Origin of the sequence: Herbiconiux sp. 11R-BC (genome assembly GCF_049472555.1) — a bacterium.
In the GTDB taxonomy this organism is placed as follows: domain Bacteria; phylum Actinomycetota; class Actinomycetes; order Actinomycetales; family Microbacteriaceae; genus Herbiconiux.
On record NZ_JBCEBO010000004.1, the window covers coordinates 260,016 to 280,379 of the forward strand.

Below are 20,364 nucleotides of genomic sequence, written 5' to 3' on the forward strand. Positions count from 1 at the left end.
CGGCCTTTCAAGATTTCTTTTCGCGGAGGGTGAGGACCACGGCGATCAGGATGATCGCACCGCGGGCGATTTGCTGTTGCGCGTCACTGAACCCGGCGAGGATCAGTCCGTTGTTGAGCATTCCGAAGATCAAAGACCCGGCGAAGGCTCCGATAATGCTTCCCTTGCCGCCGAACAGCGCGGTACCGCCGATAACAGCAGCGGCGATGACGGTGAGTTGGTCTGAACTGCCGAGGGTGTACGACGCACCGTGGAGTCGGCCGGTGTACAGGAGCCCGGCGAGGGCGGCGCACATTCCGCTGAGGATCATCACGCCAAGCAGGATGCGGTCCGCTCTGATACCGGACACTCGCGCCGATTTGATGTTGTCCCCGACGGCGAGGACATGAGCGCCGATGCGGGTGTGCCTGTAGACGTACTGACCCACGATCAGGACGACGATGGTCCAGATCACGAGGGAAGGGACACCGAACACGGTTCCTGCGCCGAAGATGGTGTTGAACGTCGTGTCCAAGGTCGGAACCGCCTGAAGGCCGGTGATCTGCTGGGCGATACCGGCCACGAGGCCCGTCATTCCCAGCGTGACGAGGAAGGACGGGAGCCGGAATCGGGTGACCAGGATGCCGTTCACGGCTCCGACGATCGCTCCGGTCGCGAGTCCGGCGGCGATGCCGGCGATGAGGCCGTAACTGTTCAGGACCGATGCGGAGACCAGTGCGGAGAGCGCGACGACGGCTCCGATGGAGAGGTCGATCTGTGCCGTGCTGAGCACGAAGACCGCGCCGACAGCCATGACGGTGATCGGGGTGGTCTGGAGGACGATGTTGAGCAGGTTCGTCGGGTTGAGGAAGCCTTTGTCGTGCAGCAGGATCGACATCACGACGAAGATCAGGGCGAGCGCGACGTACGGGAAAGCGCTGTTGCTGGCGGTGGCCAGTCGTTGCGCTCGGACGCGCAACGAGGGTGGTGCGGGTGTTGTCGGGCTGGTGGTGTTCATGGTGATCCTCGGTTAGAGGTTTGGGCCGGGTGCGGTGAAGTACCCGGCCCAAACGATGAAGAAGCTACTTCAACGCCGCTTGAACGGTGTCGGGTACGTCGGCGTCGAGGGAGTCTTTGTATCCCGCGGCGATGGTGTCCTTGGTGACGACGACGGTGTCGGCGACAGCGAAGGCGGGGGCCGACTTGCCGAGGATGCCGTAGGCCGCGGCGTCGGCCATGCCCTTGCCGAGCGCGTAGGCCTGGTCGGCGACCACCGCGACGGTGTTCCCACCCTGCGCCAGATCCACGATCACCGGGTCATCGATGTCGAGGGTGACGAGTTTGGTGGTGGTGTTCCCGGCGCTGCGAAGAGCGGAGAGTGCGCCCTCCGCCGCGGGCTGCGCATAGCTGACATACATGCCACCGAGGTCGGGGTTCTGCGTGAGCATTGCGCTGGCGATCGTGTCGACCTTGGTCGCGTCGGAGAAGCCCTGCTTGGACACGATGGTGATGTTCGGGAATTCTGTCTTCATCGTATTCAGGAATGCGGCGTCTCGCTGATTGGTCACGTAGTAGTTGGCGTTGTAGTAGATGACACCGACGGTTCCCGTTCCTCCCATCGAGTTTCCGAGCTGCTCTGCAGCCTTCTTGCCCATTTGGTACAGGTCATCGGTCACGATCGACGTGTAATCGACGCCCTGCTTGTATCCGGCGGGGGTGTTGGAGAGGAACACCAGTTTTACTCCGGCATCAACGGCGGGCTGGAACGCAGCGGCGGCGGATGTCGGGTCGACAGGCAGACTCAGGATGGCGCTCGGCTTTGACGCCAGCGCGGTCTGAACCTGGTTCGCCTGAGTGCCTGCGTCCATGTTCGCGACGGCGGAGAGGCCGACGCTGATACCGAGACGACCGAATTCGTCGGTGGCGCCCTTTTGCACGGCGGTGACGAACTGCGATGAGGCGTGCCAGAGGAAGTCCGCGGAGTATCCGCCGGCTTTCAGCTTGGCTACGTCGCCATCGGTCAAGGTGAGAGCGGACAGCGGGGTGGGTGTTTCCCCGTTCGGTCCGACGGTCTGCGAAATGTCGAGGTCGATGACTGTCTTGTCACCAGCGGCTGCGGTAGCACTCGTCGATGCGGTCGTGCCGGAGGAGCTGCAGCCGGTGAGCGCGGTGACGGTCACCGCTATCGCCGCGACGGCGAGGAACATGGGCTTTCTCATTGTCTTCCATCTCTGTGTGTTCGAACTGATGTGACGCTGGTCGGGTGTTGCTGTCGTTCGGGCTCGTACCGTTCCATTTCGGGTCGGCCTCGTTCCCGGGCGAGTTCTATGGCGCCGAGGACGGACGCATCCGCTCCGAGGGCGCTCGTTCTGATGTCGACCCCTGTGGCACCGAACTTGATGAGCCAGGCCTGGATCAGGGGCAACATCTCTGTGCGCGATCCGACCCCGCCGCCGAGGACGACCATGGCGGGGTCCAAGACGGATCTCACGGCGACGACGGCCTGAGCGACGTAGCGGGCTTCGACCTCGATCGAAGCGATCGCGACAGTGTCACCGGCGCCTGCGAGGTCGAAGACGTTCCTTGTCGTCACCGTCTTTCCGGTCTGCCGGGTGTACCGGATGGCAATTTCCTCGCCGGCGACGAGCTCTTCGAGCGGTCCCCTGCTGTGGTTCAGAGGGTCGAGGGGGTCGGCGCCGATCGGGAGATAACCGATTTCTCCGGCCGCGTTCCGCGCCCCCCGGACCAGAGTCCCCTCCGCGACGATGCCCATCCCGATGCCGGTTCCGACGGCGATGAAAACGAAGTCCGTTTCGCCGGTCGCGACGCCTCGCCGCCATTCGCCGAGGGCGGCGAGGTTCACGTCGTTGTCCAGACGGACAGGGGCGTCGAAGATGGCGGTCAACGCGTCGAGGATGTGGCTGGTGCTCGTCCCTTGCAAGTTCGGGGCCAACGCGAGCTGTCCGTTTGACACATTCACCGCCCCGGCGATCCCCACACCCACACCCCGCACGTCTTCCGGATACACGTTGGCCTGAGCGAGAAGTGTGAGACTCGCGCGGCCGACCGAATCAGCGAGCTCTCGGGGGCTGGTCGCATCATTCGGTGTGATTCGGTCACGCAGGACCTGCCCATGGGCGTCGGACAGCGCGAAATGGATCTTCGTGCCACCGAGATCGATACCGAGGAAGTAGTGCGCCCCGTCCACCCCGACGGCAGCCGTGGTGCTCTTGAGCCCTGAAATGGGTGGGTTCATCGAGTTCCCCCGACCGTGAGGAGACGTCTGGGGTTCACGTGCGTCATCGTCGCGATGTCGGTTTCGGTGACGCCGTGGTCGCGCAGCAGCGGCAGAAAGACGGCGGAGAGGTACGAGTAACCCCATTGGCCATGGGTCAGGGGATTCAGGTACGCCTCTGCACCGGTGAGGTCCATGGCCAGGAAGAGGCGATCTGCCCAACCCGCGGCGACGAGGTCAGCCACTCGTGCAGCCCGCGAGACATCCGATCGGAAGTACGCCCGTTTCGTGTACTCGCCATCTGCTCGCACCGGTTCGGCACCAAGGAAGAAGTCCCAGTGCTGTTTGCCGATCGTGTCGATCGCTACGTTCGCACCCGCGTTCAGGGCGTACAGGACGTCATCTGGGCTTTCCGGGATGTCGAGATGACCGATCACCACGCGGGAAAGGTCCGTGTTCTCGTCGGTGAGGATCGCGATCTGTTCGCGAACCATCGTCCCGTGCGTGGTGTGAGTCGCTATCGCGAGGCCGGTAGCCCGCGCGGCGCGAGCCGCCGCCCGCAGATTCTTCTCTTCGAAATCGGTGACGACGCCGAGCCCGGTCGCCTGCTCACCAAAGATCCCGGCTCGGACACCGGTGTCCCCGAAGCCGGTTGTCGCGTCGGAGATGAAGCGTTCCGCGAGACCGTCGGCATCCAGGTCACGCACCCAGGCCGGACTCATCGCCTCGAGGTAGACCGAGGACCCGGCGACCACATGGAGCCCCGTTCGTTCACTGAGCTCGCGAAGAGCGAGGACGTTCGATCCGGTGGCACTTCGCCCGACGACGCCGTAGGGGCTCAGGTCCACGATCGTGTCGACTCCCGCGTCTTTCAGCGGCGCGAGAGCATCGACCGCGATACGGATCGCGTCGGGCCGGCCACCCGATCTGCCGCCGCTCAACCAGGGGCCGGGAACCAAAGAAAGCAGATGCTCATGGGGGAGAACCCCACCGAGCTCTTCGGCACTGACAGGCCCGAGGACGGTCTGCACGTGACTCATAGCGGCATCATTTCCTGACGTGGAACGCGAGATGTGATCAACGGTGATCATTTACTTTCATCGTGAGACTAAAAGTAGAGCACGGCGTTCGAGATCGCAAGACCTTTTTGTCAGTGACGCGTTCATGGAGCCAAACTGGGCTTGAATCTGTCACTCTGGGGCGCGATCCAATAGATTTGGGTTCGCCGAGAACAGAAATAGGTATCGATGAACGACAACAGGTTCAACGGTCGGCGAGAAGTCTTGACCGAGCTTCTTAGCGCACACCGCACCACTCGCGTGGACGTCGCTTCAACGACGGGGCTTTCGCCGGCTACCGTTTCGCGCGCGGTGGACGCACTCGTGAGTGAGGGAATCGTCCGGGAGACACGAGACATACACACCGGAATGAGGGGGCGCCGTGCCGTACTCCTCGAGGTGGTTCCGGATCTGCAACACGTCGCCGGCGTCGACCTCGGTGCCACCACGACGCGTGTCGTCATCGCGAACTTCCTCGGCGAACCCGTCAGATCCGTCCAGGTGCCCACCCCGACCGACAAGGGCTCGGCAGCTCTGGGCCAGTGGCTCGCCGGCATCGTGAAAGACGCGCACCAGGACTACCGACCCCCGACCGCCGTTGCCGTCGGGCTTCCTGGGGCCGTGAAGACAGACGACAGGAGCGTCAGCAACGCACCGAACCGTCGAGAAGTCGAGGACCCGGCCTTTCTCGGAGCATTTCAGTCCCATCTCGGCGTGACCGCCGAGATCGACAACGACGCGAACTTCGCGCTGCTCGGCGAGCAGAAGTTCGGGGCCGCACGAGACGCCCCGACCGCCGCGATGATGACGATCGGCGCCGGACTCGGCTGCGCCATGTCGATAGACGGACGCATCATCAGGGGCCGACGCGGCATCGTCGGCGAATTCGGACACCTTCTCGTAGGTCCGCTCGGATCCCGGCTGGAGAACATGGTCACCGGGCCCATGCTCAGACGCCGCGCACAAGAACTCGGACACGAACTGGACTCCCCCGCAGATCTGTTCCGAAGCGACAGACCAGCTGTCCTCGACGCCGTGGTCTCGCAATTCGATCAAGCCCTGATGGTGGCTCTCACCGCACTGATCGTCAGCTCCGACCCAGCAGTGGTGGTCCTCGGGGGCGGAATCGCGAAATCCCTCACGTCAAGGCTGGGCCGCTATGAAGAAGCCATCGCGAGCAACCTCAACGTCTTCACACCCGTCGTCAACTCACAACTCGGAGACTTCTCTGGCGCGATGGGCGCCGTGGTCGCGTGTCTCCAGTCCGTCTACGAACAGCTTGGTGTCTCGGAGAGCGATCTCTCCCGACTGCCCGCAGCCCGCCCATTGGGGCAGAGCGAGCTCTCTCCGGCATTCGAACGGCGGGATGCCGCCTCTCCGACTCTGTGAAGGATCCCCTCAACAAGCCGAGTGCGATGGCGGAGAGCTCGGCGAAGCTGGTGGGAGTCACGCCAGGTGAAACCAGGTAGACCCCGCGCTAGGCGTACAGGCCTGGTCGCGGACCGGGCCGCTCCGCGTATCCGAGCGACTCGCGGCCGTCAACGTAGACCCTGAGCTGCCCGATCTTCTCTATCTCCATCGTCACCACATCCCCGTCGACGATCGGCCCGACCCCGGCTGGAGTGCCCGTGGCGATGATGTCGCCTGGCTCGAGAGTCATCACCGAACTGGCGTAGGCAATCAGCTCCGGCACGCCGAAGATCATCTTCGATGTCGACGAATGCTGGCGAACATCGCCGTTCACGTCGAGCTTCAGTATCAAATCGCCGGGATCCGGGATCTCGTCGGCGGTCACGATCCACGGGCCGAGCGGCGTGAAGGTGTCGAACGATTTTCGGGTCGATCGATCTTCGCTCGAGCGAATGGTGATATCGAGAACGCAGGTGTAGCCGAAGACGTGCTCTAGTGCACGATCTGCAGTGATGTCCCTGCCGCCCGTACCGATCACCACCGCGAGTTCACCCTCGTAGTCGGTGCGGACATCGTTATAGGGAAGCCTTACTCGCCCCTCCGGACCGGTGATCGACGTCGGCGCCTTCAGGAAGGTGCCCCAATCCCGAATCGTCGCAGAATCGGGCATCTCGTCGATGTGCTCGTAGTAGTTCGCCGGCGCTCCGATGATCTTGCCCGGTCTCTCGATCGGGGCCTCGAGCACCACGCCCGATACCAGTTCGCCGCGTTCCTCTCCGACGTCATCGGCGCAGAAGCGGCTGCCCGCTGAGAAGAGGTCGACGATCGATCCACGCGGCACTTCAGCCGACCCGAAGGAGGCCGAGATGTCGTGGATTCGATCCCCCTTGACGATACCGATCCGGCCACCGTTGAATCTTGCGATGATCATGACGCGGTCACACGCTTGTCGTAGGCGGCACGTTCCGAGGCGATCACCTCGTAGTCGTCCCGGCTTTCCGGGATCCGCGGAATCGGCGCCGTGGGATCATTTCCGTAGAGCCAGTCGAGATGCCGATAGATATCGGGCGCGACCGAGCGGAGCACTTCATCTCTGCGAACGGCCTCTGCGCCCCCGACGTGGCTCCATTCACCCCAGAATCTGGACCCGCGCTGAACGGCACTCGTGCGAGGATATCGGCGCTCTTCGAATTCTTGAAGTCGATCGGACAGATCGTCCGAGTTCGCGATCAGTTCCGCGAGCTCGATTCCGTCCTCCATCGCCTGGCATGCTCCTTGCGCGAAATATTGGTGAGTGGGATGCGCAGCGTCGCCAGTCAGGACGATCCTCCCTTGAACCCATCCCGGCTGGGGCGCTCGATCGAATTGTGTCCATCGCTTGGAACGGTCCAGTTGGCGGACCGCGCGCCTGACCACCGGATTGGCACCCGCGAATCTGTCGTCGAGCTCGGTTATCGCACCCCAGGCGTCTCCGCCCGGAGCGTCTGTCACGCTCCTGAACGAACACACGAGATTCACCATCGTTCCGGCCTTGATCGGGTAGTACATCACGTGGTGTTCATGCCCGACCTGAAGCGTGACCGCGTTCTCGATGTCGTCAGTGCGATCGAAGGTTCCCCGGTAGATCGCGTACGTCGATGCGAGCGGCGGTTCATTGTCGCCGAGTATTCTGCGCACGTGCGACCGGATGCCGTCGGCGCCGACCAGAACCTCAGCGAGGGCGCTCGAACCGTCCGCGAATGTTGCTGTGACCGTGTCCGCATCCTGCTCCACGCCTATCAGTTCTTTGGCTGGCACGATCGAGACGAGCCCAGTTTCCTGAGCCGTGCGAACCAGGGCGGCGAGCAGATCGCCACGATGCATCACCTGATAGGGCGCACCGTATCGCTTTGTGAACTGGTCGCCGAACTGGATCGCGAAGACCTCTTCCCCCGTGCGGATGTCCCTCATGACAGCGCGATCCGGGAGGACGATCGCCTGCGTCAGGTAGCGCGTCACGCCCAGACGTTCCAAGATCCTCACGGCGTTCGGGCCCACCTGGAGACCGGCCCCGACTTCTCGGATCTCCTGTGCGCGCTCATAGACGGTGGCCTTGACACCCTTCTGGGCCAACGCCAACGCGGTTGTGATGCCGCCGATTCCGCATCCGATCACGATCACCCGCGCCGGACCCGATTCGGGGGATCGCACCTCACCCGGTTTCATGCGTTGTCCTGAGCCGGTTCGACGATCTGTCGACGAAGAAGGCCGAACGGTTCGTAGATCGGCAGATCGCTCAAAGAGAACAGGACCGCATCCCCCGAACCAGCGACATGCTCATACCAATGCCATGACGGCACGACGAAGAAGTCGTTCTCGGCCCAGTCGTACCGCTTGCCCTCGATGAGGCTGTACCCGCTTCCTTCCAGCACGCAGTAGACCTTGCTGGGCGTGTGCCTCTCCCGCACACTTCGACCGCCCTCGGGGATCAAGGTGAGGTAGGAGGCCAGGGTGGGAATGACGTGACCACCGGTCAGTGGATTGACGTACTCGAGCGTGGACCCCGTGACCGGAGCTCCTTCGGCATCGTGGAATGTGTCGAGCGCGACGCGGGCGACATCGTATGGATACTTGTTGAGCGGCGAGTGTTGGGCGGTCCAGGCTTCGTCGACGGGGTTGAGGCCCGCGAAATAGCGGTGGACGCTGGCGTCTTCGGTCTTCGTGAGCTTCTGGAGCTCACCGTTCTCGTATTCCTCCGCGAACTGGGCGTGCTGGCCTCGGACGAATGGCACGTCGAGTCCATCGAGCCAGATCATCGGTACGTCTCCGTTGTGGCGATGATCGTGCCAGGTGTTGGGCGGAGTGAGCACCAGGTCGCCACGCTTCATCAGCACAGGCTCGCCATCGACGGTGGTGTGCCCGGAACCTTGAAGAAGGAGTCGGATCGCGCTGGGCGTGTGCCGATGCGCGGGTGCCGTCTCGCCGGGAAGGACGAGCTGATAGCCGGCTACGAGATTGTGGCTGGTGCCGAATACCCGGTTCGGGTTGGAAGCGTTCAGCGCCCTGCGGTCGGTCTCCTCGCCGAGGTCCGCGATTTCGACCGCTTCGAACAGCAGCGGAAAGATCTCGTCCGCATGCCAGACATAGGGGACCTCGTCGAGGGTGGGTTCGGTCGCCAGCGTCCCGGGAATGGTCCACAGCGCAGCAACGTGCGCGTCCCGTAGCTTCCCGAAGTACGCGGCTGCTCGAGTTGCCCTGTCTGTTTCGGTCATTGCAGTTCCTCTTCTCATCTTTGATCAGCGGCACAATTAGTCCGTTAACGGATTATCTGGAGAAGACGATATTATTCCGTCAACGGAATGTCAACGGACTTCATCGGGAGAGCACGGATGATCGAACTGTCGAGTGAAGGCGCGTTACCCCAAACCTTCGAGGAACTGATCTGCCGGCAGCCTCTGCCCGACGGCGCCGCCATTCGAACCGCACGCGTTCCTTACGAACGCGACGGTACGCAATTCGAAGGCTTCGTCGCGACAGATGTCGCTGTGACCGGTCCTCGGAAGGGCATTCTGCTTCTGCATGCGTGGACGGGGGTCGGCCCCAATGTTCAGATGCGCGCCCGGATGCTGGCACGACTCGGCTACGTGGCGTTCGCCGCCGACCTTTACGGGGCGGGAATTCGTCCGACGGCTCCGGCAGACGCGGCCGCCGAAGCGGCAAAGCACTACTCAGACCTCCCCCGGCTTCGCCGGCGAGTCCTCGCAGGGTTGGATGTGCTTGTTCATGACCTCGGCGTCGACCTCAGCAAGATCGTCGTCGCCGGTTACTGCTTCGGAGGCACAGCAGCGTTGGAGTTCGCGAGGACAGGCACCCCCGTGGCCGGGGTGGTCTCCTTTCACGGCAATCTCATCTCCCCCGACCCCGGGTGCTTCGGAACAATCGCCGTTCCTCTGCTGATCGTTGCCGGGGGCTCGGACGATCTGGTTCCGGACGACGCCCTCATGCGTTTTCTCGATACGCTTCGGGCGCACCCCGAGGTCGACTGGCAAGTGGCCCTGCACGGGGGCGCACCGCACGCGTTCACGGTCCCGGGAAGCGACCGGTTCCGCCCGATCGCGGATCAGCGCAGCTGGGGTCAGTTCACGGCGTTTCTGGATGAGAGATTGGCTCCGTCGGAATAGCGCTCAAATGACGAAAGCCGACGAGGTCTCGGGCGCGAAGAGCTCCTCGGGGGCTCGCGCCCGCGATGCGAGCCCCTGGTCGACCGAGTACTGGATCAGGGTCTCGAGGGTGCTCTGATTCTCTTCGAGACCGTACTGCCAGAAATCAGAACCCATGAGCGCGAAGGTCGACTCCGCTTCCTGATAGCTCCACGGCAACATCGAACTCAACGCAGCAGTCTCCCGCAGATGCCGCTCGGCTGAGGCTTTCGAGGCTTGGAACGCCTTCATGATCGAGCGGGCGATCCAGCGATCACGCTCGTACACATCTCGACGGATGACCACGGTGTGCATTATCGGAAAGATGCCTGTCTCACGGAAATAGGAAGCCTCTACCGCTTTCGAGTCGGCCCAGAGTCGACGGATGCGCCGGTCTCCCGCCGCGTATTCGGGCGGAATGCGGGGAGAGTAGATCGCATCCAGCTCTCCGTCGATCAGAAGCTGGCCGAGCGTTGCCTTTCGGCCCACCGGGGCCAGGTCGATGCCGGGAGGATTGATCGCCAGCTTTTCAGTCCTCCCGGCATCGTAGAGCCCACCGATCCGATACTTGACGGATCGCACCGGCACGCCGTGGTGCTCCTGCAGGATTCCGCGAATCCAGACGGCCGCGGTGACTTGATATTCGGGCACTCCCACTGTCGCACCGACGAGTTGCTCGACGCTGTCGATTCCACCGTCAGTTCGCACATAGACGCCGTTATGACGAAACGAACGAGACGGAAAGACCGGTATCGCAACGAACTCCGCCTGACGGTCGAGCGTGAGCAGGTAAGAAGACAAGCTCATTTCAGAGATGTCGAATTCCGCGTATTTCGCGGTCCGGTAGAAGATCTCCTCCACCGGGAGCGTCAATACGGTCAGATCAATGCCTTCCGGCCTCACTCCTCCGTTCGCGAGCGCGGCGGTCCGGTCGTAGCTCCCACAAGCAAGCGTCAGTGCTTTCATCAGAAATCCTTGGCTGTCGAACTATACGGAGGCCTCGCCCATCGCCGGCTCTGCGGGCTCTGATTGGTCGAGATCATCACGTCGCCCAAGACTCTTTCGGCTGGACTCCTTCAGGATCAGGAGGCAGACCAGCGCGACCACACAGGTTGCAGACATGATCAGTGACAACGGGAGCGTACTCGTGCCTCCATTGCCCTGAAGAACCGAGGCGAAGACGAGCGGCGTCAGCCCTCCGAAGATGCCGGCCGTCTGGTAACTGACCGATGCACCGGTGAAGCGCGCCGCAGTACTGAACTGCTCGGTGACGAACGCAGGCTGAGGTCCTGCGAGAGCCGCGTGCACGAGCGCCTGGTTCACCGGGAGGATGAGGGCCAACGCAACAACAGATCCGGTATCGATGACAGGGAACAGCACGAACGACATCACGATCAGACCGATCGCTCCCGCAATCATCACCGGCCGTCGGCCCAGGCGATCGGAGAGTGACCCGTAGAACACCATGAAGATCGCAGTGATGAACGACGACAGCAAGAGCACGTTCAATACTTCTTGACGTTCGAACCCTCGCGTAGTGGCGTACGAGAGCACGAATGTCGTCAGTACGACCGAACAGACCGACCCGGCGATCGACACTCCCAGGACGAGCAGCAGAGGTCGCCACTCGTATCGCAGCACGTCGACAAGGGGGAAACGACGCTTCGGCGCATCCTTCATCGCGGCGAGGAAGACCGGGGTCTCCTGAACCTTCAGACGGATGACCAAGCCGCCGATCAGCAGCACGACACTGAACAGGAACGGAATTCTCCAGCCCCAGGACAAGAATTGCTCCTGGGTGGTGAGCGCCGACACCAGCGCGAGCACCGCGGTGGAGAAGACCGAACCTGTCGGGGCGCCGGCCTGCGTGAAGCTGGCCCAGAGCCCGCGGCGCGACGTCGCATGCTCTGCAGAGACGAGGGCCGAACCGGCCCATTCACCCCCGATCGCGATACCTTGCACGACTCGGAGAGACGTCAAGACCAGCGGTGCGAGGACGCCGATTTGAGCTGCTCCTGGGAGTAGCCCGATCAGGATGCTGGACCCGGCCATCAGGCTCATCGTCCAGACAAGAATGCGCTTGCGACCGAGCTTGTCGCCGAAGTGACCGAAGATGATTCCGCCCAGCGGCCGTGCGAAGTAGCCCGCCGCGAGGGTTCCGAAGGAAGCTATCGTGCCGACGACCGGGTTCAGGTCAGGGAAGAACACCACATTGAAAACGAGCGCGGATGCGGTGGCGTACAGGAAGAAATCGTAGAACTCAAGGACACTTCCGAAGAAGCCCGAGAACACGGCGAGGCGGAGTTGCCTATTCGCTCGCACGGCACTGGAGGGGGAAGAAGTACTCATGTGCTGACTCCATTGTCAAGTGAAAGATCGGGTCTCCCCGTCTGATCGGTTGAATCTGAGCGTGTTGGCATCTCGCTTGAGGTACCTGCACGAGAGGGGCCGAGCGCGGCTAACGCTCGGCCCCTCCGACTTGCGTGAGGTGCCGCCTTCTACGAACCCGGGAGGAGAGCTTGGTCCTGTCCCGCGTCCGCCGATCACGGCGCATTTCTCTGTGCAGAAGCGAGAATACGCAAACCATTCCGTCGACACAATAGTTTTCGTGGAATTTCTCCGTCAACGGAACAGTTGCGCTCGCGAGGGCCTCCTGGATTGCCCCTATCGCTGCTCCCCCGCCTCGACCAGCAGCTTCAGAATCCGCACCAGTTCCCGTTGCTCCGGGCCGGCCAAGGGTTGAACGAACACATCGGTCATCCGTGCAGCCTTCTGGGCAATGAGCCGGAACTCGTCTTCGCCGGCCGGGCTCAGCGTCAAGAGATTGCGTCGGAGGTCCGACGGATCCTTGCTGACCTCTATCCATCCGCGTTGGATGAGCCTGTTCACGATTGCGCCGATCGTCGAGGTATCGAGCGACGTGGCCCGCGAAATGGCGTTCTGGTCGATGTTCGGATGATCGGCAAGCGCAGAGAGTGTCGAGAACTGCGACGGGGTGACCGCAGCCGACACGAGCGTGGTCCACAAGGAATTGTGCACTTGATGCGCCCGGCGCACCCAATGTCCCGCCTGGCCGTACATGTCAGGCAACGGGGAGCGATCCAGCTGTCCTTGCTCGTCGATATCGCCCTGCTGAGAATCCATGGAGGAAGTCTAAGTGAGGGTGCAACGTGTACTGAATATCTCAGGGACGCCCCCGAGATCGACCCCCCACAGACCCGATCGAGCGTTTCGATTCGAAGCGTTGACACGGTGATCGAATCACCATACGTTCAGTTAACGGAATTATTTAGCCAGGGAGCTGAAATGCACATCGTGGTGCTCAACGGGCCCAACCTCAATCGCCTGGGCAAGCGACCGGTCAGCCAGTACGGCACGGACACTCTTCCCGAAATCGAGGCGCGGATTAAGACTCGGGCCTCGGAGCTGAGCGTCCGCGTCACGCAATACCAGTCGAATCACGAAGGCGACCTCATCGACAGACTCTACGATCTGCTCGATACTGCCGATGCCGTCGTCGTGAACCCGGCCGGCCTCACCACCTACGGCAAGAGTCTCGCCGATGCGCTGGCCGAGTGCGGAGTTCCCTATGGCGTCGTGCACATCTCGCAGCCGTACAGCCACCGCGGAGCCGACATGCCCGACGTCTTCCGCGACAACTCCGCAGTGTATGTCTGCGGTCTCGGATGGAAAGGGTACGTCGCCGCGATCGAAGGACTGGCCGACCGCATCCGGTCCGCGGAGTGAGCGGGTCGGGCGGAACCCGTGCATCGCTCACGCGACCGACCCGAGAGCGACGAAACCCCCTGACTTCCGCTTAGACAAAGAGAAGTAGGGGGTTCATCTGTGGCGGTACCGGTGGTGTCTGGTTTCAGGACATAGGAAACGGGTGTCTCACGACATAGGAAACTCCGGGCCAGTCTCGGTGGGTGTCGAAAGCGCGTCTGATAATCACCGCCGTCCTCATCCAGGGCCGCCCGCAGTCCGAGGTCGCCCGCGAGTACGCGGTCTCCAAGAGCTGGGTCTCCAAGCTCGTCGCCCGCTACCGACTCGAAGGAGCGGCGGCCTTCGAACCTCACTCACGCAAGCCCCGCACCAGCCCCACGGCAATCAGCGACGAGACCCGCACCCGCATCCTCGCCCTCCGCGACCAGCTCACCGCAGAGGGCCTGGACTCCGGCGCCCACACCATCGCCTGGCACCTCCAACACCACCACGACACAGCCGTGTCGCCGGCCACGATCTGGCGCACCCTCCGCCGCGCCGGGGCCATCACCCCGCAGCCGCAGAAGCGCCCCCGCTCCTCCTGGATCCGATTCGAGGCAGCCCTGCCCAACGAGACCTGGCAATCCGACTTCACCCACTACCGCCTCGCCGACGGCACCGACACCGAGATCCTCACCTTCCTCGACGACTGCACCCGATACGCAGTCGGCATCACTGCCCACCCCAGCGTCACCACCTCCGCGATCCTCACCGCCTTCCGCGCCGCCGCCCGAGTCCACGGGATCCCCGCCTCCACCCTCACCGACAACGGCATGGTCTTCACCGTCCGCCTCGCCGGACACGGCCGCCGCGGCGGCCGCAACGCGTTCGAGAACGAACTGCGCGAGCTCGGCATCGACCAGCGCAACGGCAGCCCGAACCACCCCCAGACCCAGGGCAAGGTCGAGAGGTTCCAGCAGACCATGAAGAACTGGCTCCGCGCCCGCCCCGACCAGCCCGACAACATCGAGCAGCTACAGCACCTCCTCGACCTCTTCGCCGACGAATACAACAACCGCCGGCCGCACCGCTCGCTGCCACACCATGCCACACCCGCAGCCCGCTACCAGGCACTCCCCAAAGCCGCCCCCAGCCCCGACAGCCACTCCCGGATCCGCCACGACCGAATCGACAAGACCGGCTCCGTCACCCTCCGGCTGGCCAGCAGACTCCACCACATCGGCATCGGCCGAACCCACGCCGGAACCCACGTCCTCATGCTCGTCGACGACCACGACGTCACCGTCATCAACGCCACCACCGGCGAACTCCTACGACAACTCACCATCGACCCGACACACGACTACCAGCCCCAGAAAACAGAAAAACCCCCGAACCAATAGGTTCGGAGGTTTCCTATGTCTTGAGACAAGACAGTGGCGGTACCGGTGGGATTTGAACCCACGGTGGAGTCTCCCCCACACAACTTTTCGAGAGTTGCACCTTCGGCCGCTCGGACACGGTACCGCAGATGAGTGTACGCGAGCACGGCCCGCCTCGCCAATCGAGCCGGTGCAGCCACCCGCCACGCTCGGAGTACCTAGGCTTGCCCTGTGTCCATCTCCCTCTCCGTGGTGATCCCGGCGCGTGACGACGCCCGGTTCCTGGAGCGCGCCCTCGAGTGCCTGGATGCGCAGACCCGCCGCCCCGACGAGGTGATCGTGGTCGACAACGGCAGCACCGACGACACGGCAGCGGTGGCCAGGGCGCACGGCGCCCGCGTGCTGAGCGAACCGGTGCAGGGCATCCTGCGCGCGACCGCGGCCGGCTTCGACGCGGCGACCGGGGTCATCCTCGCCCGCATCGACGCCGACTCGGCGCCGCCCGCAGACTGGCTCGAGCGGGTCGAGCGCGCCTTCCTGAAACCGGACGCGCCCACCGCCTACACCGGCCCCGGCGCCTTCTACGGCATCTCGAGCGCGGGCGCGTGGGCCGGCCGCACCTTCTACCTCGGCGGCTACGTGACCTGGATGACGCTCTTCCTCGGCCATGCGCCCCTGTTCGGCTCCAACTTCGCGATGCGCCGTGACGCCTGGCTGCGCATCCGCGACACCGTGCACCGCACCGACCGCCGTGTGCACGACGACCTCGACATCAGCTACCACCTGCTGCCCGACATGAGCGTGGAGTACGACCCGACGCTGGTGATGCCCATCTCGGGGCGGCCGTTCCACTCCCCGCGCGGCTTCCTGCGCCGCCTCGGCTGGGCGTTCCGCACGATCGGCGTGAACCTGCCCGGCCAGTGGCCATGGCAGCGCTGGTCTCGCCGGCGGGCGACCGCTCGTCGCGCCGCCCGGTGAGGGTGCGGGCTTACCGGCCCTCGGCCTTGGCGAAGAGCGCCAGCAGGTCGCCCGAGAGCTCGTAGGGCGCATCCTCACACGGACTGTGACCCGTGCGGTAGACGCTGATCGACGCCCCGATCGCCTGGGCGAAACGCCGGTGCCGGCCCAGCGGCCACAGGTCGTGCTCGCCCACCGCCACGGCCTTGGGCAAGGTCGCCGCCGCCAGCGCCTGTTCGAAGTCGGGCGCGTGCATCATGATGTCCATGATGTCGCGGTGCGAGTCGCGCCGGGTGAGCTGGAAGCGATCACGCACGAACGCCAGCCTGCCCGGCTTCACGTGCAGCACGTTGCTCACCACGCCCCAGCGCATGAGCGTCGCGGCGACTCCTGGTGAGGCGAACCTCGAGATGGCGCCGATGCGGCTCACTCCGGCGAAGCTCTGCCCCGGGTCGGGCGGCGTTCCGAGCAGAGTGAGGCTCGACACGAGCTCCGGATGCGCCACCACCGCGGCCTCGGCCACCACCCCCGCGAACGAATAGCCGAGCAGATGCACGGGCGTCGACCCCGCCGACAGGAACGCCACCATGTCGTCGACGAAGAGCTCGAGCGTGTAGTGCGGCTGCGGCGGCGACAGGTTCCACGGCCCTGCCGCGTGCGACTCGAACTGCCCGGCGAGGTCGTAGCTCTGCACGTAGTAGCCCGCCTCGGCGAGCACCGGCATGATGAAGTGGAAGTCCTCTTTCGACCCGGTCGCCCCGGCGACGAGCACGACCCGCGGATGCGCCGGGTCGCCGAGCGACACCGTCGCGAGCTCGCCGCTCGGCGCGCGGAAGAGCGAGGTGACGGCCCCCTCGGGCGGAGTCACCCAGTCGATGTCAGGAAGGTTCTCGTCGCGGCTGACGGCCAGTCGCTTCGCCTCCGTAGCCGGGTCCAACACGCCCCCAACTTACCCCGCCGCGCCCGCGAACCGTGGCATCCTGACCCCCAGGGAGGCCGCATGGCGCAGGACGACGCACGACGCATCGCATGGGAGACCGCGACGTCGATCCCGCTGGTCGTGCTCTCAGTGGTGTTCATCGTCGCGTACTCGGTGCAGATCCTCACGCCGCAGATGGACCCCGCCGGAACGGCCGCGCTCAACGTGGTGATCTTCGTGGTCTGGCTGAGCTTCGCCGCCGACTACGTCGTGCGGCTGAGCCTCGCCGCCCACAAGTGGGCGTTCGTGCGCTCGACGCCGATCGTGCTGCTCTCGGTGCTCGTACCCGTGTTCCGCCCGTTCCTCCTGCTCACGCGGCTACGGGACATCCCCTACTTCCGTCGCAGCAGCGGCAACGCGGTGCGCTTCACGATCATCATCTACGCGGCCCTCTTCGTGGTGCTCTTCATCTACTCCCTCTCGCTCGCCGAGTACGCCGCCGAACGGGATGCGCCGGGCGCCACGATCGTGAGCTTCGGCGACGCCGTGTGGTGGGCCTGCGTGACCATGACCACCGTGGGCTACGGCGACTACACGCCCGTCACCATCCTCGGCCGGGTGATCGCGGTGGTGCTGATGTTCGGCGGGGTCGCCATCCTGGGCGTGGCCACGGCCACGATCGTGTCCTTCCTCAACGAGAAGATCGGGCGCCCGCGACACGACCGGGCCGAGCACTGATCCCGTCCTGACCCTCGAAGTGGGGGTGTCGATCGCCCCCAGGTGGGTTCAGACTCGATCTTCAGCCCGACTCGCGGGCGGAAGTTCGCCTCCCGTTCAGATTCGCGTGATTGGGTCGAACCAGCACCACGGACGGGTCGCAACCCCTGAGGCCCGCACCTCACCCGAATGGAACTCCTGTGAGTAACCGAACGGCCGAGTACCCGAGGCCGAACCACTTCCTCCTGCACCTCAGCGACACGCACCTGCTGGCGGGAGGCGGAAAGCTCTACGACACCGTCGACAGCGAGAGCCACCTGCGCGAGGTGTTCGCCGAGCTGGAGGCATCCGGGGGCCGTCCAGAGGCCATCATCTTCACCGGCGACCTGGCCGACAAGGGCGAACCGGATGCCTACGCCCGGCTCCGCGCCATCGTCGAGCCGGCCGCCGCGCGGCTCGGCGCCCAGGTGATCTGGGTGATGGGCAACCACGACGATCGCGCCTCGTTCCGCGAGGGCCTGTTCGGCGAGGTGCCGACCGACCGCGCCGTCGACCGCGTCTACGACGTCAACGGCCTGCGCGTGATCACGCTCGACTCCACCGTTCCCGGCCACCACTATGGCGAGATCACGGGCGATCAGCTCGACTGGCTCGCCGAGGAGCTGGCCTTCCCCGCTCCGCACGGCACCATCCTCGCGCTCCACCACCCGCCGGTGCCGAGCGTGCTCGACCTCGCCGTGGCCGTCGAGCTGCGCGATCAGAAGAACCTCGCCGAGGTGCTCGAGGGCTCCGACGTGCGCTCCATCATCGCCGGGCACCTGCACTACTCCACCAACGCGACCTTCGCCGGCATCCCGGTCTCGGTCGCGAGCGCCACCTGCTACACGCAGGACCTCAACGTGGAGACGGGCGGCACCAAGGGCCGCGCCGGCGCCCAGGCGTTCAACCTCGTGCACGTGTACGAGAACACGGTGCTGCATTCGGTGGTGCCGGTCGGCACCTACCCCACCCTCGACTACATCACGGCCGAGGAGACCCGTCGCCGCCTCGCGGCCGACGGGATCGTGATCGCCGACGCCGTCAGCCCGCGGGTCTCTCCTGAGCCGCCGATGACGATGCCGATCCTGCTGCCGACGGGCGTGTGACGCCGCTCTCGGCCACCGGCTTCTCCCACGGCGCCGGGAACGGGAAGTAACGCTCGAGGAACGCGATGACCGCGGTCGTGCGCTCCTCCACGCCGATCTCGGGCTTCGAGCCGTCGTTGAGGCAGAACATGTCCATCGAGCGCTTCTTGAGCAGCACGTCCATCTCTTTGAGCGCGGACTTCAGCGTGGTCTCGATGTACTTGACCTTCGCATCCGTCTGCACCACGGCCCGGCCGGTCATCAGCGCGTAGTAGTGGTAGAACGAGTTCGTCACCGAGATGTCGGTGGCCGAGCGGAACGGGCTCGCCGCGGTGCGCGCGAACTCGGCCGGGAACTGCTGCTCCATCTCGAACAGCACGCTCTTGCGCAACGGTGCCGCGCAGTGCTCCAGGTGGCGGGTGGTGACCCGGCCGAAGCGCTGCTGCAGCAGCTCGCGGTTCACCCGGGCGGCGTTCTCGAAACCGCTGCGATGCAGCGCGTTCGGGCCGAGCCCGATGCGCGTGGAGGCCTCGACGAACTTGCTGATGCCACCCGGCGAGAAGAACAGGTCGGGTCGCACCGGCCGGCCGAAGAACATGTCGTCGTTGGAGTACAGGAAGTGCTCCGAGAGGTCGGGGATGCGGTGCAGCTGCGCCTCGACGGCGTGCGAGTTGTGCGTGGGGAGGTCTCCGAGGTTCTTGAAGAACGCCTCGCTCGGCATGATGGTGACCCGCGGGTCGTCGGCCAGCCAGGCGGGCCGCGGGGAGTCGGTGGCGATGAAGATGCGACGAACCCACGGAGCGAACAGGTAGACGCTCCGCAGGGCGTACTTCAGCTCGTCGATCTGGCGGTAGCGCGCCTCGGAGTCGTCGCCCTCCCCCACCACGTAGCTCGCCATGCGCTTGGCCCGTGCCCGCTGGAACTCGATCGCGGTGCCGTCGACCCAGGAGAACACCATGTCGATCTCGAAGCCGATGTCGCTGGCCAGCTCGTGGAACATGCCCTCGAGCGTGGTCCAGGTGCGGCCATAGAGGTCGACGGTGGTCTCCACCATCTCCTCGCGCGGGATGGTGCGGCGGGTGAGCGAGTTCTCGAGAGGCGCTTCGACGACGTCGCCGTCCTCGCGCCAGAACTCCAGCTGCACGGCCGATTCGGCTCCGTAACGCAGGCGGCCGATGGGCTCGATGCGGGGGCGGTAGAGCCGCACCACGCGCGCCTTCGGGTCGCGCGTCAGCTTGCCGTCGGCCACGAGAAGAGCGGGCGCGCCGGGCGCCTTGGCGTAGAACGGCTCGCTCGCCATGGCCTCGAACAGCGCCGCCTTGGCGCGCTTGCGGTCGGCCCAGCGCACCGCGATGACGGGCCGCTCGTCGTTGCCGCGCACGAGCAGGAAGCGCACGTGGGCGCCGTCGAGGGCATCCGCGATGAAGAAGAGGTCTTCGATCATCGACTCGCGCGGCGTGGCGTGGCCGTTGAGAAGGGTCAGCTGCCCCTTGCGCAGCACGAGGTCGTCGCGATCGAGGGCGATGGGATGCGCCGTGGCGACGCGCAGCACCGATTCGAGGTGTGGGGCTCCTGACACGTCATCGCTCAAAGTCGCCTCCTCGTGGGGTGCTGCGTGGGTGGGGTGCTGGTGGTGCTCGTGCTCCTGCCGTCGTCGCCAGTCGAGGGTCCAGTACCCCTATTTTACGCCGATGTCACCC

General features: G+C 64.6%; 19 protein-coding genes and 1 tRNA gene. 7 read left to right on the forward strand and 13 right to left on the reverse strand.

Going from position 1 to position 20,364, the window contains the following annotated elements; translation table 11 throughout:
- Positions 1-7: 7 nt before the first annotated feature.
- The 4 genes from VD659_RS12085 to VD659_RS12100 all read right to left on the reverse strand — a co-directional run bounded on the left by VD659_RS12085 (position 8) and on the right by VD659_RS12100 (position 4,254).
- Entirely contained in the window at positions 8-997 is a 990-nt protein-coding gene (locus tag VD659_RS12085) for an ABC transporter permease (protein ID WP_423261316.1), read from the reverse strand.
- Positions 998-1,061: 64 nt separating this feature from the next.
- Complete coding sequence (locus VD659_RS12090; RefSeq protein ID WP_423261317.1) at positions 1,062-2,186, reverse strand: substrate-binding domain-containing protein; 1,125 nt, start codon at positions 2,184-2,186, stop codon at positions 1,062-1,064.
- 8 nt (positions 2,187-2,194) lie between these two features.
- The gene (locus VD659_RS12095) at positions 2,195-3,235 is read right to left on the reverse strand and encodes an ROK family protein (RefSeq protein WP_423261318.1); all 1,041 of its coding nucleotides are present in this window, start codon (positions 3,233-3,235) and stop codon (positions 2,195-2,197) included.
- Positions 3,232-4,254: a phosphotriesterase family protein gene (locus VD659_RS12100; RefSeq protein ID WP_423261319.1), complete on the reverse strand. Its 1,023-nt coding sequence runs from the start codon at positions 4,252-4,254 to the stop codon at positions 3,232-3,234. Before VD659_RS12100 ends, VD659_RS12095 begins: the two co-directional genes overlap by 4 nt.
- Before the next feature lie 207 nt (positions 4,255-4,461).
- Between VD659_RS12100 and VD659_RS12105 the strand changes: the two genes are divergently transcribed.
- Positions 4,462-5,661, forward strand: a complete 1,200-nt coding sequence (locus tag VD659_RS12105; protein WP_423261320.1) for an ROK family protein — start codon at positions 4,462-4,464, stop codon at positions 5,659-5,661.
- Between the two features lie 88 nt (positions 5,662-5,749).
- Here VD659_RS12105 and VD659_RS12110 read toward each other — a convergent pair whose 3' ends face one another.
- From VD659_RS12110 to VD659_RS12120, 3 genes are read right to left on the reverse strand one after another with little or no spacing between them, the layout of a single operon-like run.
- Positions 5,750-6,613, reverse strand: a complete 864-nt coding sequence (locus VD659_RS12110) for a fumarylacetoacetate hydrolase family protein (RefSeq protein WP_423261321.1) — start codon at positions 6,611-6,613, stop codon at positions 5,750-5,752.
- Positions 6,610-7,887, reverse strand: coding sequence for an FAD-dependent monooxygenase (locus VD659_RS12115; RefSeq protein ID WP_423261322.1), 1,278 nt, complete (start codon positions 7,885-7,887; stop codon positions 6,610-6,612). The genes VD659_RS12110 and VD659_RS12115 overlap by 4 nt, the downstream gene beginning before the upstream one ends.
- Positions 7,884-8,933 (reverse strand): cupin domain-containing protein, encoded by a 1,050-nt coding sequence (locus VD659_RS12120; RefSeq protein ID WP_423261323.1) that lies wholly within the window; start codon positions 8,931-8,933, stop codon positions 7,884-7,886. The genes VD659_RS12115 and VD659_RS12120 overlap by 4 nt, the downstream gene beginning before the upstream one ends.
- Positions 8,934-9,050: 117 nt before the next feature.
- Here VD659_RS12120 and VD659_RS12125 point away from each other — a divergent pair, with 117 nt between their 5' ends.
- Positions 9,051-9,842, forward strand: a complete 792-nt coding sequence (locus VD659_RS12125) for a dienelactone hydrolase family protein (protein ID WP_423261324.1) — start codon at positions 9,051-9,053, stop codon at positions 9,840-9,842.
- Positions 9,843-9,845: 3 nt separating this feature from the next.
- Here the strand turns inward: VD659_RS12125 and VD659_RS12130 are convergent, their stop codons facing one another.
- The 3 genes from VD659_RS12130 to VD659_RS12140 form a co-directional block, all read right to left on the reverse strand.
- Positions 9,846-10,826 carry an ABC transporter substrate-binding protein gene (locus VD659_RS12130; RefSeq protein WP_423261325.1) on the reverse strand — a complete coding sequence of 327 codons (981 nt, stop codon included), beginning with the start codon at positions 10,824-10,826 and terminating at the stop codon, positions 9,846-9,848.
- Positions 10,827-10,847: 21 nt separating this feature from the next.
- Positions 10,848-12,209 (reverse strand): MFS transporter, encoded by a 1,362-nt coding sequence (locus tag VD659_RS12135; protein WP_423261326.1) that lies wholly within the window; start codon positions 12,207-12,209, stop codon positions 10,848-10,850.
- 315 nt (positions 12,210-12,524) lie between these two features.
- Positions 12,525-13,004, reverse strand: a complete 480-nt coding sequence (locus VD659_RS12140) for a MarR family winged helix-turn-helix transcriptional regulator (protein ID WP_423261327.1) — start codon at positions 13,002-13,004, stop codon at positions 12,525-12,527.
- A gap of 162 nt (positions 13,005-13,166) precedes the next feature.
- Between VD659_RS12140 and VD659_RS12145 the strand changes: the two genes are divergently transcribed.
- Together VD659_RS12145 and VD659_RS12150 are read left to right on the forward strand one after the other, a co-directional pair.
- Entirely contained in the window at positions 13,167-13,607 is a 441-nt protein-coding gene (locus tag VD659_RS12145) for a type II 3-dehydroquinate dehydratase (RefSeq protein ID WP_423261328.1), read from the forward strand.
- A 182-nt stretch (positions 13,608-13,789) separates the two neighbouring features.
- A complete protein-coding gene (locus tag VD659_RS12150) occupies positions 13,790-14,968 on the forward strand; it encodes an IS481 family transposase (RefSeq protein ID WP_423261329.1) in 1,179 nt (392 codons plus the stop codon).
- A gap of 34 nt (positions 14,969-15,002) precedes the next feature.
- Here the strand turns inward: VD659_RS12150 and VD659_RS12155 are convergent.
- Positions 15,003-15,092 (reverse strand) — tRNA-Ser (locus VD659_RS12155).
- Positions 15,093-15,178: 86 nt separating this feature from the next.
- On the opposite strand from VD659_RS12155, the gene VD659_RS12160 reads away from it, so the two are divergent.
- On the forward strand, positions 15,179-15,925 hold the full coding sequence (locus VD659_RS12160; RefSeq protein WP_423261330.1) for a glycosyltransferase family 2 protein: 747 nt from the start codon (positions 15,179-15,181) through the stop codon (positions 15,923-15,925).
- Between the two features lie 10 nt (positions 15,926-15,935).
- On the opposite strand, the gene VD659_RS12165 is transcribed toward VD659_RS12160, so the two are convergent.
- On the reverse strand, positions 15,936-16,844 hold the full coding sequence (locus VD659_RS12165; protein WP_423261331.1) for an alpha/beta fold hydrolase: 909 nt from the start codon (positions 16,842-16,844) through the stop codon (positions 15,936-15,938).
- A gap of 60 nt (positions 16,845-16,904) precedes the next feature.
- Between VD659_RS12165 and VD659_RS12170 the strand changes: the two genes are divergently transcribed.
- Positions 16,905-17,561 (forward strand): potassium channel family protein, encoded by a 657-nt coding sequence (locus VD659_RS12170; RefSeq protein ID WP_423261333.1) that lies wholly within the window; start codon positions 16,905-16,907, stop codon positions 17,559-17,561.
- A gap of 179 nt (positions 17,562-17,740) precedes the next feature.
- Positions 17,741-18,685, forward strand: a complete 945-nt coding sequence (locus VD659_RS12175; protein WP_423261334.1) for a phosphodiesterase — start codon at positions 17,741-17,743, stop codon at positions 18,683-18,685.
- Here VD659_RS12175 and VD659_RS12180 read toward each other — a convergent pair.
- Entirely contained in the window at positions 18,621-20,255 is a 1,635-nt protein-coding gene (locus VD659_RS12180) for a stealth conserved region 3 domain-containing protein (protein WP_423261335.1), read from the reverse strand. The genes VD659_RS12175 and VD659_RS12180 overlap by 65 nt on opposite strands.
- Between the last annotated feature and the right edge of the window lie 109 nt (positions 20,256-20,364).

Excerpts from the sequence above, each read along its gene's own strand:
- VD659_RS12115 (WP_423261322.1), bottom strand. The coding sequence starts at position 7,887 with ATGAAACCGGGTGAGGTGCGATCCCCCGAATCGGGTCCGGCGCGGGTG.
- VD659_RS12085 (WP_423261316.1), bottom strand. The coding sequence starts at position 997 with ATGAACACCACCAGCCCGACAACACCCGCACCACCCTCGTTGCGCGTC.
- VD659_RS12095 (WP_423261318.1), bottom strand. The coding sequence starts at position 3,235 with ATGAACCCACCCATTTCAGGGCTCAAGAGCACCACGGCTGCCGTCGGG.
- VD659_RS12145 (WP_423261328.1), top strand. The coding sequence starts at position 13,167 with ATGCACATCGTGGTGCTCAACGGGCCCAACCTCAATCGCCTGGGCAAG.
- VD659_RS12105 (WP_423261320.1), top strand. The coding sequence starts at position 4,462 with ATGAACGACAACAGGTTCAACGGTCGGCGAGAAGTCTTGACCGAGCTT.
- VD659_RS12140 (WP_423261327.1), bottom strand. The coding sequence starts at position 13,004 with ATGGATTCTCAGCAGGGCGATATCGACGAGCAAGGACAGCTGGATCGC.
- VD659_RS12135 (WP_423261326.1), bottom strand. The coding sequence starts at position 12,209 with ATGAGTACTTCTTCCCCCTCCAGTGCCGTGCGAGCGAATAGGCAACTC.
- VD659_RS12170 (WP_423261333.1), top strand. The coding sequence starts at position 16,905 with ATGGCGCAGGACGACGCACGACGCATCGCATGGGAGACCGCGACGTCG.
- VD659_RS12110 (WP_423261321.1), bottom strand. The coding sequence starts at position 6,613 with ATGATCATCGCAAGATTCAACGGTGGCCGGATCGGTATCGTCAAGGGG.
- VD659_RS12100 (WP_423261319.1), bottom strand. The coding sequence starts at position 4,254 with ATGAGTCACGTGCAGACCGTCCTCGGGCCTGTCAGTGCCGAAGAGCTC.
- VD659_RS12090 (WP_423261317.1), bottom strand. The coding sequence starts at position 2,186 with ATGTTCCTCGCCGTCGCGGCGATAGCGGTGACCGTCACCGCGCTCACC.
- VD659_RS12130 (WP_423261325.1), bottom strand. The coding sequence starts at position 10,826 with ATGAAAGCACTGACGCTTGCTTGTGGGAGCTACGACCGGACCGCCGCG.
- VD659_RS12120 (WP_423261323.1), bottom strand. The coding sequence starts at position 8,933 with ATGACCGAAACAGACAGGGCAACTCGAGCAGCCGCGTACTTCGGGAAG.
- VD659_RS12125 (WP_423261324.1), top strand. The coding sequence starts at position 9,051 with ATGATCGAACTGTCGAGTGAAGGCGCGTTACCCCAAACCTTCGAGGAA.